Origin of the sequence: Tissierella sp. MB52-C2, assembly GCF_030931715.1 — a bacterium.
Lineage (GTDB): Bacteria > Bacillota > Clostridia > Tissierellales > Tissierellaceae > Tissierella.
The window spans coordinates 1-12751 of sequence record NZ_CP133261.1 but is presented as its reverse complement, the minus strand read 5'-3'; the positions used below and the strand labels follow the sequence as shown (position 1 = coordinate 12751).

Here is a 12751-nt window from a genome sequence, read left to right as displayed (position 1 = left end):
GAAAGAACGGGAAAGTTCTTCTATTTCTCTTTTTTAATTTAGAAACTTTCCCGTTAATGAGTTTCAAAAAAGTTATCTTAAAATATTTCCATAGAAACTTTCTTATTTCTCTCCTAAAACATCGAAACCTAGTTTTTCAATTTTAGCTATAATCTCTTCAGAACTTAATATAGATTCATCAAAGTTTACTTTAACTCTAGAAGTATTAAATAATACTTCACCTTCAGAAATACCTTTAGTTTTTTTCATCATACCTTCGATTTTAGCTACACAATTTGGACAAGTTAATGTTTCTAATTGATATGTTTTTGCTATCATTTTTAATTCCTCCTAGTTCTTATTCTTTATGATTTTATTATAGGCTATCTATTGCCTTTTTACTTTGACCTAGGTCAAAATTTATAATCTTTTTTATTCACAAGGAGTATAAGTATTCATACCCTATTTCTATAGTATTTATAATATCTTATTGTAATTAATTTGTAATCTGCTGTTCCTTGAAAAACCCATATAGTTATGATATTTTAATATAAAGGATGGTGATAGTTTGAAAAACTCAATTAAAAAGTTACTCTATTATTATTAGTTGTATTAGTCTTAGCTGCTTCCTTTGGATGTACTCCTAAAGAAGAATCTCAGAAAAAATTCTACACTAACTTAGGATTCTTGGATGAAAAATCAACAGAGGATAATAAAAATTATATTACTATTGGTGCAAATGGGGAAAATATTAAATTAGAAGTTAAAGATGATGATATATTTAATGGATTAGAAGAAAAGCAATATTATATTGTAGGATATGATGAAGATAATATTTTAAAATCTATAGATGTAAATGAGTTTATAAAAGACTTAGTAGTAAATTCAATGACAGAGACCCCTACTACTGGAGATACATTCACTATATCTTCAAGTGAGCCTGGAAAGTTTGATGACTTAACTTTACTTGATTCATCTAAAATAGACTATAACAATGATGGATCTGAAGAAACTATATCCCTTTATACAGTAGCAGGAAAAGGACCTGATGGACAAATAGCATGGGATGATGGTCAAAATTGGACTCTAGTTATTCAGGGTTCTGATAAGGATTATGTATTATTTGATGATTATATACAATTAGGCAGCTTACATTTCTACGCATATTTTGAAGATGAAGATTTTGTAGTGACTACGGTTCAATCAGGTACTGCAAACTTAAAGCTTACTGAATATAGATTTGATAAGGAAAAGGATGAATTCATAGGTACAGTGAGATTTGTTACTACTGGTAATGTAAATATGATTCATCAAGCACCCCTTAAATACTAAAAAGCCCTATATGGGGCTTTTTTTAGTTATGATTTCATCTATTATTTCTTTTGGAACTGGCTTACTGAAATAATATCCCTGTGCTGTATCACATTTCATTTCTCTTAATAAGTTTAGCTGCTCTTCATTTTCTACTCCTTCAGCAGTCACCTTTAGTCCAAGTTGTTTGGCTAAAATTATTATTGTATTTGCAATCATTTTATTTTTATTATTTTTTTCAATATCCCAGATAAAGGATTGGTCAATTTTCAACTCGTTTACACTCATTTGATTTAAATAGTTAAGACTAGAATATCCTGTGCCAAAATCATCTATAGCAACAGCTATTCCAAGAGAATTTAATCTGTTTAATATTTTCAACGTATGATTTATATCAGATATGGCTATGGTTTCTGTAATTTCCAAAGTCAAATTCCTAGAATTTAGTTCAACTTCATTTAAGATATTGACTACTTCCCTTATAAAATCCTTACGCTGAAACTGTCTAGCAGAAATATTTACAGACATTTTAATATCTTGTCCTAAGTCAATCCAATACTTTGCCTGTTTACAGGCTTCCCTTAGCACCCATTCTCCCAATTGGACAACTAATCCTACCTCCTCTGCCAAAGGTATAAATTTATCTGGATATAATAATCCCTGTTCTGGATGCTGCCATCTTACTAAGGCCTCTAAACCTTCAAGCTCTCCTGTCAATATATTTATTTGAGGTTGATAATGTAGAACTAATTCATTATTCCCTATACCTTGTCTAAGTTGATTTATAAGCATCATCTTTTCTAGTCCATGAGACTTTATTTCATTACCATATATATAGTATGAATTTCCACCTAATTCCTTAGCTTTATATAATGCAAGGTCTGCTTTTTTTATTAGGGAGCTAGGGTTTAAACCATCTTCAGGATATACTGATATACCAATACTAGTGGTTAAATATAATTCATAGTCTCTTATATAATAAGGTTTTTTAAAGTCTTCCAAAATCAATTTACTTGTTTCTATTATCTGGTCTATATCTTTAACATTATTTATTAATATATAGTATTCGTCTCCGCCTACTCTGGCAATTATATCTTCTTCCCTTAGTATTCCACTAATTCTAGTTCCAAGTAATTTCAATATATAATCTCCTACGTTGTGTCCCAATGTATCGTTTATATGCTTAAATCTATCTATATCTAAAATTAATACTCCAAATAACACTTCTTGTTGCTTCATACTTTCAAACATATTATTTAATGTTTTGATAAAATAAGTCCTATTGGGAAGAGATGTGACTGAATCAAAATAAGCTAAGTTATATATCTCCTTCTGTTGTTCAATTAACTCTTGATTGGCTAACTCTAATTCTTGAGTTCTTCTTTTGACCTCTCTTTGAAGTCTTTTATTATATATATATAAAAGAAAAATAGTTGTAATTATACATGCCACAATAATTATTATTGAATTTCTATATTTTATATAAATAACTTTGATACTTCCTACATCTTCTCCAAACCATTTTTTATATATTTGGTCATAAACCCTGTTTTCTTTGATTATATTGAAGCCTTCTTCTAATACAATGCTAAGTTCTTCATTCTCTTTAGATATAGCTGTCCCATAAGTCACTGTAAGCACAGGCTCACCTGCAATCTTAATGTGGTCTGTAAGTTTATATTTTTGCAGGTAATACACACCTACTAGTTTATTTCCAACTACTGCATCTACGTTTTTCATTTTAAGGTCTATCATTGCATCTTGCAAGTTTACCATTGGAAAAGTTTCTACATAGGGTATCTCCTTTATATAGGGTTCACTATAGTCACTTTCTTGGTAAGCTACTCTAGAATCCTGCTAAATCTTCTAAATTATTTATATTTACTGTTTCTCTATTGACGAATATTACTTGTCTGTCTACAGCTATTGGAGGTATAAACTTATATGATCTACGCCACTCTTCTCTTTGCCCCATATATATTACACCGTCAACTTGTCCATTTCCAAGAGTCTTTACTGCCTCACTCCATTCCATAAGAGTAAGCTCTATATCTAAATTCATCTCTTCAGCAATTGCATTTATTACATCAACACTAAACCCTGCAGGATTTCCATCTTTATCTACATATTGATATGGAGGATGATTCTGGTCTCCAGCTAATTTAATGGTCCTTGTATATTCTATGGTATTTATATCCTTAGCCTCTACAAATATACCCGTAGATAAGACTAAAGTTAATATTAATAGCATTATGATTTTTCTTTCTTTAATAACCGGATTCATAATTATCCTTCCTTTAAGTTCGCTATTTCTTCCTTTATTCTACTTTTCATTGTACATATACATTATTTATATAGATAAACTGTGCAAAACTCCAATTTTTACATCTATTCCACATTATGTAATTACCCATTATAAACATTATTATAATATATTCGACAATTAATTTAAACAATTATAGGATATATAATAAATATTCTTTATATGGTATAATCTAAATATAATAGGAGGTGATATTTTGAAATCTATCTTATTGCTATAATTATAGGATATTTATTTGGATGTTTACAGTGGTCTTATATATTGAGTAAAACATTTTTAAATGTAGATATTAGAACTCTTGGTGCAGGTAATGCGGGAGCATCTAATACAGTGATTTCTCTAGGTTGGAAATGGGGTGTCTTAGTTGGCATTCTAGATATATTAAAAGCAATTATTTCTATTTTTATTATAAAATATTTATTTAAAATTTCCTTTATAGAAGAAAATAGTTTTTTTCTCTATTTAAATGGATTATTTGTTATATTAGGACATGATTTTCCTTTCTTTATGAATTTCAAAGGAGGAAAAGGTGCTGCATCTCTCTTGGGAATCTTAATAGGATTAAATTATAAACTAGGAATATTAGGTTTTTTTGTTATTTTAATTATAACAATTTTGGCAAACTATATAGCCTTAGGTACTTTAGGTTTAAATATCCTTCTTGTATTATCAGCTATATATCTTAATATGGGTCTAAATTCTATAATTATATCTTTGATTATTTTATTTATAGGGATTTATCTTCATATACCAAATATACAGCGAATTTTAAATAAGACAGAAAAAGGATTACGGGATGTATTAAAGAAAAAAGCACAAAATATATAGGGTTCCATTAATGGAACCCTATATATTTTATTTTCTTTTTGGATTTGCTATTTCAGCTTTTACTCTTGTTCCTTTTATCCTTGAACCATTTAATCCATCTAATACTTCGTCTTCATATTCTCTTGGCACTTCTATAAATGTAAATTTATCATATACATCTATATCTCCCACTGATTTCTTAGGAAGCCCAGTTACTTCTAGTAATGCTGATAAGATATGTCTTGGACTTACACCTTTTCTCTTTCCAATATTTATATGCATTCTTACCATAGAAGAAGAACCAGAACCCTTTCCTTTAGATTTAGGCTTACTGCTAAAATCTACCATATCCAATTCTTCATGACCTTCTAATTTATTATTAGACATATATGACTTTAGTAATGCCGCTGCAATATCAAAGGAAGTATAATCTTCCTCAAGTAAAAGTTTCTATGATTTTTTCATATTTACCTAAATCTTCATTGTCTATCTGTTCCTTTATTTTCTCCAACATAATAGATGTATAGTTCTCTTGTATATCTTTCAATGTTGGTAAATCTTTTCTAGCTATTTTAGTCTTAGTATATCTCTGAATATCTCTTAGTTTGTAAATATCTCTTCCAGCTACAAAACTAAAAGCCTTTCCTTCTCTACCTGCTCTAGCTGTTCTTCCTATTCTATGAACATAGTATTCTTCATCCTGTGGCATATCATAGTTGATAACTAAATCTATGTCATCTACATCTATACCTCTTGCAGCCACATCTGTAGCCACTAAAATATCTATGGTTCCTTTTCTAAATTTATTCATTACTGTATCTCTTTGAGTTTGTTTTAAATCTCCATGAAGTCCATCTGCAAAATAGCCTCTGCTTTGAAGTTCTTCTATTAATTCATCTACCTTTTTCTTAGTATTACAGAATACTATGGTTAATTTTGGATTATACATATCTATAAGTCTAGATAATATTTCAGTTTTCATATGTTGCTTTAATTCAAAATAAGCCTGTTCTACCTTTGGTACTGTAAGTTCCTTATGAACTACTTTGATTATTTCAGGATTAGTTTGGTACTGTCCTGCAAATTTCATGATCTCTGGTGGCATAGTTGCTGAGAAAAATATTGTCTGTCTATCTTCTCCTAATTCATTCATTACAAGAGCTATATCATCTCTAAATCCCATATCAAACATTTCATCTGCTTCATCTAGGACCATCATATTTACATTGTCTACCTTTAAAGTCTTTCTCTTAATATGGTCTATTACTCTTCCAGGTGTACCAATTACAATATTAACTCCTTTTTAAGTGCTCTAATTTGTCTATCTATAGGCTGCCCACCATAAATAGGTACTACAGTTATGCCTTTTTATGCTTTGCAAGTTTTCCGATTTCTTCTGCTACTTGTATTGAAAGTTCTCTAGTTGGGCATAGAACCAATGCTTGAACATATTTTTCGTTTGGATTACATCTTTCAATAATAGGAATACCAAAGGCTGCCGTTTTGCCTGTTCCTGTCTGTGCTTGACCAATAATATCATTTCCCGCTAAAACTATTGGAATAGCCTGTGATTGAATTGGAGACATTTCTTCAAATCCCATATCTCTAATTCCCTTTGTATTTCCTCTGATAAATTAATCTCTTCAAATCTTAATTTTTCCATATATATATTTTCGTCCTCCTTAATCTATAACCTATTAAGTATACATATAATGTTGTCTAATTGCAAGAAAAATATTTAATTATGTCCACTTATTTACATAGATTAGTATACCCTAATTAAATATTTTTCCTATTTTATTTACATTAACAATATTTGATTATTTATCTAATTAAAACGTGAATTTTATTCTATATAATTAGTATATCAAATGTTATACTAATTATAGTAAACTATTTGGGAGGAATGAAATGTTAAGGGATTTAATCCAAGATGGATTTGGAGAAAAGGAAGATTTTAATTGTGCTGAAAAAATATTATATGGAGCTAATATTTCTTATAATCTGAATTTAAGTCCTGAAGCCTTAAAATTATCTACTGGATTTGGTGGAGGTATGGCAATAGAATCTGTATGTGGTGCACTTACTGCTGGGATTATGGTATTGAGCCATAGATACGTGGAAGGTGCAGGACATCAAAATAATAAAATCAAAGAAATAAATCAAAGATTTTTTAGGGAATTTATAGCAGAGATGGATAGTATTAAATGTACCCATCTTAAATTAACTCATAGGAAAGAGGATATAGGCTGTTTTGATATAGTCTTAAAGGCTGCTGAAATATTGGATAAACTAATGGTTAAATAAAAAACTAGACTATAATCTAGTTTTTGTATAATTACAGAGATGATTTTATTTAATGAAGGGAGGATACTAATGAGTATTTTAACAGTAACAAACTTAAGTCATGGCTTTGGTGATAGAGAAATATTAAAAAACGTGTCCTTTAGATTATTAAAGGGTGAAGCACGTAGGATTAATTGGTTGCCAATGGAGAAAGGAAAATCTTCTTTTATGAAATATAATAACGGGAAAATTAGAACCAGATGAAAGGTCAAATAGAATGTGGGCAAAGAGAGTCATGAGTTGGATATTTAGACTCAGCATACATCATTGGAAAAAGGGCAGACCATCAGGGATGCACTGTAAAGGGTGCCCTTAAATACCTATTTGATTTAGAACATGGGGAAATGCAGGAAATGTATTTACAAAATGGGTGAAGTATCAGAAGATGAGCTTTACAGCTTTACTTGAAGAAGTAGGAACTATACAGTGGATATATTAGACCACAATGATTTTTATATAATAGATGCTAAGGTTGAAGATACATAGCAAGGGGACTTTGGTCTCTGATGATATAGGCTTAGATAGGGATGTAAATGATTTATCAGGAGGACAGAAGAACGAAAATACTACATGGCTAAACTTCTTTTTAGAAAAGCCAGATATTTTACTTCTTGATGAGCCTACTAACTAATCTAGATGAGCCCTCATATTATTTGGTTAAGAAGGTATTTACAGGAATATGAAAAATGCATTTATCCTTATATCCCATGACATCCCCTTCTTAAAACTCTGTTATTAACTTTAATATACCATATGGAAGATAAGGAATTAAAACTCAGGTATGTAGGAGATTATGACAATTTCCAAAAAATATATGAAGCTAAAAGGACTCAGACAATTAGAAGCAGGCCTATATAAAAAAGCAACAACAGGAAATAGCAGATTTTAGAAGACTTTGTCGCAAGAAACAAATGGCTACAGAGTTTCAACAAGAAACATGGCCATGTCTAGACAAAAGAAACTAGATAAAAATGGAATTAATTCAGGACCATCTGGCTTTCGTGAAAAACCAAAGCCAGAGTTTAATTTTAAAGAAGGAAGAACTGCTGGTAAGTTATCATTCTTCAAACTCAAAGATTTAGTCATAGGATATGATGAGCTTATTATTATCAAAACGTTCTCTGTAATCTGACAATGGAAAGAGGACAAAAAATAGCATTAATTGGTGCCCAATGGTCTGTGGTAAAACTACTTTGCTAAGAAGTATATTAGGAAGAAATTAAATCTGTATCTGGAGAAGTAGAATTAGGAGATAATCTTGAGAGAAATAGGATATTTTGAACAGGAAATCAAAGATAAAAACAACAACTCCTGTATAGATGAAATTTGGCAAGTGTTTCAGTGATTTACTCAATATGAAGTCAGGGCAGCCTTAGCTAAATGTGGATTAACTACTAAACATATAGAATCAAAAGTAATGGTACTAAGTGGAGGAGAACAGGCAAATAAGTGTGAGACTTTGCAAACTCATCAACTAAAGCAGAAACCAATTTACTAATCCCTAGAATGAGCTCTACAATAACCATTTAGATATAGATGCTAAGGAAGAACTAAAGAGAAGCATTAAAAGCATATCAAAGGAAGCATACTCCTTATATCTCACGAACCTGATTTCTATACAAAGATGTACGCTACTAGATATATGGAACTGTGAAACTTGGACAACTAAAATATTTTAATGAATATAATAACTCCCGATTTTTAGTGATATACACCCAGAAATCGGAGTTGTTTTTATTTCGACTCTCAAAATATTTCTTTAATATTTGGAAATTTGTGTTATAATAGAATTGACTAAATATTTTGAAAGGCGGAATAATATGCGTTGGGAGTTTAGATGAATTATATACTTCCCTTTGATTCTGTTGGAATATACTTCTGGATTTAGAAAAGTTTGACATATCTGAATAGTAGAATATAGTAAATGGGCTGATGAAAGCTTAAACTATACTGATAATCCAGTAGAAAAATGGAAAAATTTATTGAATACTCTAAGGAGTTAAGCTCCTTGTCTTCAAAACTCTTTTCCTTTGCTTCTCTTTACTAACGCAGTAGAGGCTAAGAATGAAGATGCTCTTAAATATCTTGATATGAATTAAGAGTAAAAGTTCAGATTTAACTAAGCCTGATGTAAAGTTCCAAAGACTTTATGAAAGATATAAATAATTTAGATGGAATAATAGATTCATCAGAATTATTAAAGGAGCATAAATTTTACTTAGAACAAATTAAAGATAGAGAACAGAAATATATGCTTAGTGAGAAAGAAGAAGTACTTATATCAAAGATGTCTAATACTGAGTTCTTCTGCATGGTCAAATCTTCAAATATGGTGTATCATCAACCGCCCTTATGGTAGATATAGAAATATAGACGGGAGAAGACAAACAATTACTGCATGATTCCAGCAGCTAGAAACTTGCCTGAGGACAAGGGATCTCTAAAGAGGAAAGCTTAGGATATGAAGCTGAATTAAAAGCATATAAAAAATAGAAGAACTCTTCGGCGGCTGCATTGAAATGGAATTAAAGGTGAGGTAATCACTACTTCATCATTGAGAGGATATAAATCTCCCTTAGATGAAACTTCCTTAGTGAAATCTAGAATGGATGAAGAAAGCTTTTAGGTGCCATGCTTACAGCAATGAAAGAATTTCTTCCAGTATTTCATAAATACTATAGAAAGAAAGCTGAATTACTCGGATATAAAGATGGACTTCCATTTTTTTTTTTATGAAATGTTTGCACCTATGGGAGAAGTTAATAGAACCTTTACCTATAGCGAAGCCATGGAATATATAATCAGCAACTTTAGAACGATTCTCCAATAGATTAGCAGACTTCGTTGAAAAATGCCTACAAAAACAATTGGTTAGATATAGAGCCTAGAGAAGGAAAAAAAAAAGAGGTGGAGCATTTCGTTCCAATTTACATCCTATAAAAGAAAGTAAGAATTCTTTCTAATTTCAACGGCAGCTTCTCAAATATGACTACTTTAGCCCATGAATTAGGTCATGCTTATCATGGACTTAATTTGAGAGATGAATCTATACTAAATAGTAGATATCCTATGCCCATAGCAGAAACAGCTTCCCCATATTCTGCGAAACCATCGTTGTTAATGCAGCTTTAAAAGAAGCAAGTGACGAGGAAGCTTTAAGTATATTAGAATCATCCATATCTGATGCGGGTCAAGTTATTGTAGATATATATAGTAGATTCTTATTTGAATCAGAGCTATGCTTGAAAGAAGAAAGACCCATGCTCTTTCAGTAAATGAGCTTAAGAGAAAGTAATGATGGATGCACAAAAGGGAGGCTTATGTGGTAATGGATTAGACCATAATATTCTTCATCCACATATATGTGGCTTCTAAAGTAAACCTCCCATTATTACTCAGCAGGACTTAATTTCTACAACTTCCCATATGCTTTTGGTCTATTATTCTCTAAAGGATTATATGCAGAATATCTAAAACGTGGAGAAGAATTTGTAAAAGAATATGATGAACTACTAAATGCTACAGGTAAGAAATAATATTAAAGACATTGGCTCTAAGAATGAGAATATAGACGTACATGATCCAGAGTTTTTCAGAAATTCACTTTAAGATTAATAGAAAAAGATATAGATATCCATCGATTTATAGAATTAGCAAGTAAATAATAATGCAATAACTCCCGATTTTCTGAAGCCAGGCTTCAAAGATCGGAGTTATTATTCTACTTTAGGTATTCACAAAGAATACACCTTTTGATAGTATGGTTATGAGGGCTTTTTTAATCAACGATATATATTTTTTCATCAACATATTCATCATGAATATAGTTATAATCCTCGCTTCTACCTGAAGGCTGCAATTTTATATCTACAGATATTGTATCTTTTAACTGTTCTGTAAAATCTTTACTATGGATAATTACCATAGAATTCAGTATTAATATAAGAGCTTCTATGATCTGAGAATTAAAGGAACCTACAACACTTAGGTATTATTATCAACATACAGTAAGTTTTAGTATGCAAAGATTCTTCCCCTTGAAATTCATAGAGTCTTTATCTTAGCATCTATTATTCTATTCCTATGATTTGCGTGTATCCTGAAACTGCCAAGGGATTTGGACTTAATGCAAAAGGAATTAGTCAATATATTTACTTTCTCTAAATCTATATCATACATATTTAGGGCTTATTCACTCATATTTCTTGGAAAGGTATTATATATGGACTTTTGAACAAGTATTGAATCTTCTGTATTTGAAGCTAGGGCCTTAGTAGTTCTTTTAAACAATTTGGATCTTTGTTCAATCTACCTATAGGATTATGAACAAAGTCTATATTTTTAGTTGGTATAGTTTCATTTATACCAATCTACACCATTTAAAATTTTACATTTCCTTTTTTTCATCTTCGAAACTATTAAATCTGGCTCTTAATTTCTTACCAAATTCTTGTCCTCTATTTTTCGTTTATTTGTCATTTTCTTTGCTACTGGCTTTGAATAATCATAATTCCATAAGTCGTTATAATATTTCTCCATCTTATATATGACATCTGTTAGAATTGTTAGAGAAGGATTATCATTAAATATAAGTACATCTCTATCCTCTACCAATTCAATTTCCATGTAGAATCCTGTAAAGAAATATTTATCCCCCTATATTTCGACCTCCTATAATGGCAATTTCACTGTCTGCAATTATGGAACTTATCATGTAGTCTATTGTTCCATGTCAAGGTGTCAAAAAATTAAAAGGTTCATAAAGTTTTAATTGAATATTGGGATGTTCTTTAAATGTATATAATAGGTATCACCAAGATCTCCTCTTAAATTATGAAATAATCCATCTAATAAAATTCTTACTTCGATTCCTCTGATCTGCTGCGTCTAAAATACCTCCTAAAAAAGTTTCTGTAGACACTCCATCAGATAAAAGATAATGAAGAAATATCCAAGGTCTTTTTAGCATTTCCCCACAATATTTAGCCTACTTAAATAGGCATCAGTTCTTTCTTCCGCACAAGGGCTACTCTATCTTGTCCTGAGTCCTCTATAAATGATTCATTTCTAAGTTGGTAAATTCCTCTATATTGTTTTTCTTTAGGTTTATGAATAGCAAATATTAATATGGAGAAATATGAATATATATATTAAATAGATATTAAAAATCTTTTTAGAAATTGTTTTTAAGTATATTTTTGTTAGTCAATTTTTCACCCCTCTTTAATCACAGGTATTAATCCGATTTTTTTCATATCCTCATTTAAAATAATAAAACTATTAGCAATTTCAGCTGAAATGCTAATAGTTTTTATATCATTTGGCAATAAATTTAAAACTGTCAACTGCGAGGATGCTTTTTTACAATATCATTGTCAATAACTCTTTAGCTGTACTTTTGATTTTTTGGAGCCAAGGCTTCAAAAATCGGATTTATTATATCATCTCCAAAAATGCATTTATTCTGGTGTTTATCTTGCCCCACATCTAACTTTGAATAATCTGTTTCAATATATAGATATGGTTTATCCTTCTTCTCTGTTACAAACCTTTTTATATTATATGACTCTACATTACTGTATGACAGGCTTGAAGGACTACTTCTATTACTCCATCAATTTCATATTCATCTATCATTTACTCTAAGGCTTCAAATCTCCTTGGGTTTGGCGTCATAACAGAACAACTTACATTTAAATATTTTTCTGTTAAGGGCATCTATTGGGTCTATGGTTTCCATCAACTAAAAAGCTAGCTTTTTCATCTTAATCCACTACAAGTTTTCAAAAGCAACTATATCCGCTCCTGAATCCTCTATGGTTTTTAGAACCTTTTCCCTTACTCCCTCCTACAGGGCAGCCAGTAATAAGTATCCTCGGTCTATTTGACTTTGTTCCTTTTAATTCGCTTTCATATTTCTTTCTTAACTCTTTAGTTCTTTCTTCTATAAAGTCACATTGAGCTTTTCTATCGAATTGAAAACCT

Annotated in this window: 16 protein-coding genes; 8 read left to right on the top strand and 8 right to left on the bottom strand. The window is 30.4% G+C overall.

The window, feature by feature from the left end:
- Window positions 1–102 precede the first annotated feature (102 nt).
- On the bottom strand, window positions 103–318 hold the full coding sequence (locus RBU61_RS00080) for a heavy-metal-associated domain-containing protein (protein ID WP_308877337.1): 216 nt from the start codon (window positions 316–318) through the stop codon (window positions 103–105).
- A gap of 348 nt (window positions 319–666) precedes the next feature.
- On the opposite strand from RBU61_RS00080, the gene RBU61_RS00075 reads away from it, so the two are divergent.
- Window positions 667–1311, top strand: coding sequence for a hypothetical protein (locus RBU61_RS00075; protein WP_308877355.1), 645 nt, complete (start codon window positions 667–669; stop codon window positions 1309–1311).
- A 6-nt stretch (window positions 1312–1317) separates the two neighbouring features.
- Here the strand turns inward: RBU61_RS00075 and RBU61_RS00070 are convergent, their stop codons facing one another.
- Window positions 1318–3066: an EAL domain-containing protein gene (locus tag RBU61_RS00070; protein WP_374212469.1), complete on the bottom strand. Its 1749-nt coding sequence runs from the start codon at window positions 3064–3066 to the stop codon at window positions 1318–1320.
- Window positions 3067–3136: 70 nt separating this feature from the next.
- Window positions 3137–3574 (bottom strand): transporter substrate-binding domain-containing protein, encoded by a 438-nt coding sequence (locus RBU61_RS00065; protein WP_308877354.1) that lies wholly within the window; start codon window positions 3572–3574, stop codon window positions 3137–3139.
- A gap of 240 nt (window positions 3575–3814) precedes the next feature.
- Between RBU61_RS00065 and RBU61_RS00060 the strand changes: the two genes are divergently transcribed.
- Complete coding sequence (locus RBU61_RS00060) at window positions 3815–4441, top strand: glycerol-3-phosphate acyltransferase (protein ID WP_308879851.1); 627 nt, start codon at window positions 3815–3817, stop codon at window positions 4439–4441.
- Between the two features lie 27 nt (window positions 4442–4468).
- Here the strand turns inward: RBU61_RS00060 and RBU61_RS00055 are convergent, their stop codons facing one another.
- From RBU61_RS00055 to RBU61_RS00045, 3 genes are all read right to left on the bottom strand, one after another.
- Window positions 4469–4807: a DbpA RNA binding domain-containing protein gene (locus RBU61_RS00055; protein ID WP_308877353.1), complete on the bottom strand. Its 339-nt coding sequence runs from the start codon at window positions 4805–4807 to the stop codon at window positions 4469–4471.
- A 49-nt stretch (window positions 4808–4856) separates the two neighbouring features.
- Entirely contained in the window at window positions 4857–5675 is an 819-nt protein-coding gene (locus tag RBU61_RS00050; RefSeq protein ID WP_308879850.1) for a helicase-related protein, read from the bottom strand.
- A 103-nt stretch (window positions 5676–5778) separates the two neighbouring features.
- A complete protein-coding gene (locus tag RBU61_RS00045) occupies window positions 5779–6021 on the bottom strand; it encodes a DEAD/DEAH box helicase (RefSeq protein WP_308877351.1) in 243 nt (80 codons plus the stop codon).
- A gap of 310 nt (window positions 6022–6331) precedes the next feature.
- On the opposite strand from RBU61_RS00045, the gene RBU61_RS00040 reads away from it, so the two are divergent.
- The 6 genes from RBU61_RS00040 (at window position 6332) to RBU61_RS00015 (ending at window position 9898) form a co-directional block, all read left to right on the top strand.
- Window positions 6332–6727, top strand: coding sequence for a C-GCAxxG-C-C family (seleno)protein (locus tag RBU61_RS00040; protein WP_308877331.1), 396 nt, complete (start codon window positions 6332–6334; stop codon window positions 6725–6727).
- Between the two features lie 69 nt (window positions 6728–6796).
- Window positions 6797–6970 carry a hypothetical protein gene (locus RBU61_RS00035; RefSeq protein WP_308877350.1) on the top strand — a complete coding sequence of 58 codons (174 nt, stop codon included), beginning with the start codon at window positions 6797–6799 and terminating at the stop codon, window positions 6968–6970.
- 268 nt (window positions 6971–7238) lie between these two features.
- Window positions 7239–7397, top strand: coding sequence for a hypothetical protein (locus RBU61_RS00030; RefSeq protein ID WP_308877349.1), 159 nt, complete (start codon window positions 7239–7241; stop codon window positions 7395–7397).
- 264 nt (window positions 7398–7661) lie between these two features.
- Window positions 7662–7898: a hypothetical protein gene (locus RBU61_RS00025; protein ID WP_308877348.1), complete on the top strand. Its 237-nt coding sequence runs from the start codon at window positions 7662–7664 to the stop codon at window positions 7896–7898.
- A 1017-nt stretch (window positions 7899–8915) separates the two neighbouring features.
- Window positions 8916–9125, top strand: a complete 210-nt coding sequence (locus tag RBU61_RS00020; protein WP_308877347.1) for a hypothetical protein — start codon at window positions 8916–8918, stop codon at window positions 9123–9125.
- 626 nt (window positions 9126–9751) lie between these two features.
- A complete protein-coding gene (locus RBU61_RS00015) occupies window positions 9752–9898 on the top strand; it encodes a hypothetical protein (protein WP_308877346.1) in 147 nt (48 codons plus the stop codon).
- A 1299-nt stretch (window positions 9899–11197) separates the two neighbouring features.
- Here the strand turns inward: RBU61_RS00015 and RBU61_RS00010 are convergent.
- Together RBU61_RS00010 and RBU61_RS00005 are read right to left on the bottom strand one after the other, a co-directional pair.
- Window positions 11198–11392: a hypothetical protein gene (locus tag RBU61_RS00010; RefSeq protein ID WP_308877345.1), complete on the bottom strand. Its 195-nt coding sequence runs from the start codon at window positions 11390–11392 to the stop codon at window positions 11198–11200.
- Window positions 11393–11597: 205 nt separating this feature from the next.
- Window positions 11598–11735 (bottom strand): hypothetical protein, encoded by a 138-nt coding sequence (locus RBU61_RS00005; RefSeq protein ID WP_308877344.1) that lies wholly within the window; start codon window positions 11733–11735, stop codon window positions 11598–11600.
- Window positions 11736–12751 lie beyond the last annotated feature (1016 nt).

Bases quoted from the DNA above. Each gene is read 5' to 3' on its own strand.
- RBU61_RS00080 (WP_308877337.1), bottom strand. From the start codon at position 318: ATGATAGCAAAAACATATCAATTAGAAACATTAACTTGTCCAAATTGT.
- RBU61_RS00070 (WP_374212469.1), bottom strand. From the start codon at position 3,066: ATGGTAAACTTGCAAGATGCAATGATAGACCTTAAAATGAAAAACGTA.
- RBU61_RS00065 (WP_308877354.1), bottom strand. From the start codon at position 3,574: ATGAATCCGGTTATTAAAGAAAGAAAAATCATAATGCTATTAATATTA.
- RBU61_RS00055 (WP_308877353.1), bottom strand. From the start codon at position 4,807: ATGTCTAATAATAAATTAGAAGGTCATGAAGAATTGGATATGGTAGAT.
- RBU61_RS00045 (WP_308877351.1), bottom strand. From the start codon at position 6,021: ATGGGATTTGAAGAAATGTCTCCAATTCAATCACAGGCTATTCCAATA.
- RBU61_RS00040 (WP_308877331.1), top strand. From the start codon at position 6,332: ATGTTAAGGGATTTAATCCAAGATGGATTTGGAGAAAAGGAAGATTTT.
- RBU61_RS00035 (WP_308877350.1), top strand. From the start codon at position 6,797: ATGAGTATTTTAACAGTAACAAACTTAAGTCATGGCTTTGGTGATAGA.
- RBU61_RS00020 (WP_308877347.1), top strand. From the start codon at position 8,916: ATGAAAGATATAAATAATTTAGATGGAATAATAGATTCATCAGAATTA.
- RBU61_RS00015 (WP_308877346.1), top strand. From the start codon at position 9,752: ATGACTACTTTAGCCCATGAATTAGGTCATGCTTATCATGGACTTAAT.
- RBU61_RS00010 (WP_308877345.1), bottom strand. From the start codon at position 11,392: ATGGAAATTGAATTGGTAGAGGATAGAGATGTACTTATATTTAATGAT.
- RBU61_RS00005 (WP_308877344.1), bottom strand. From the start codon at position 11,735: ATGCTAAAAAGACCTTGGATATTTCTTCATTATCTTTTATCTGATGGA.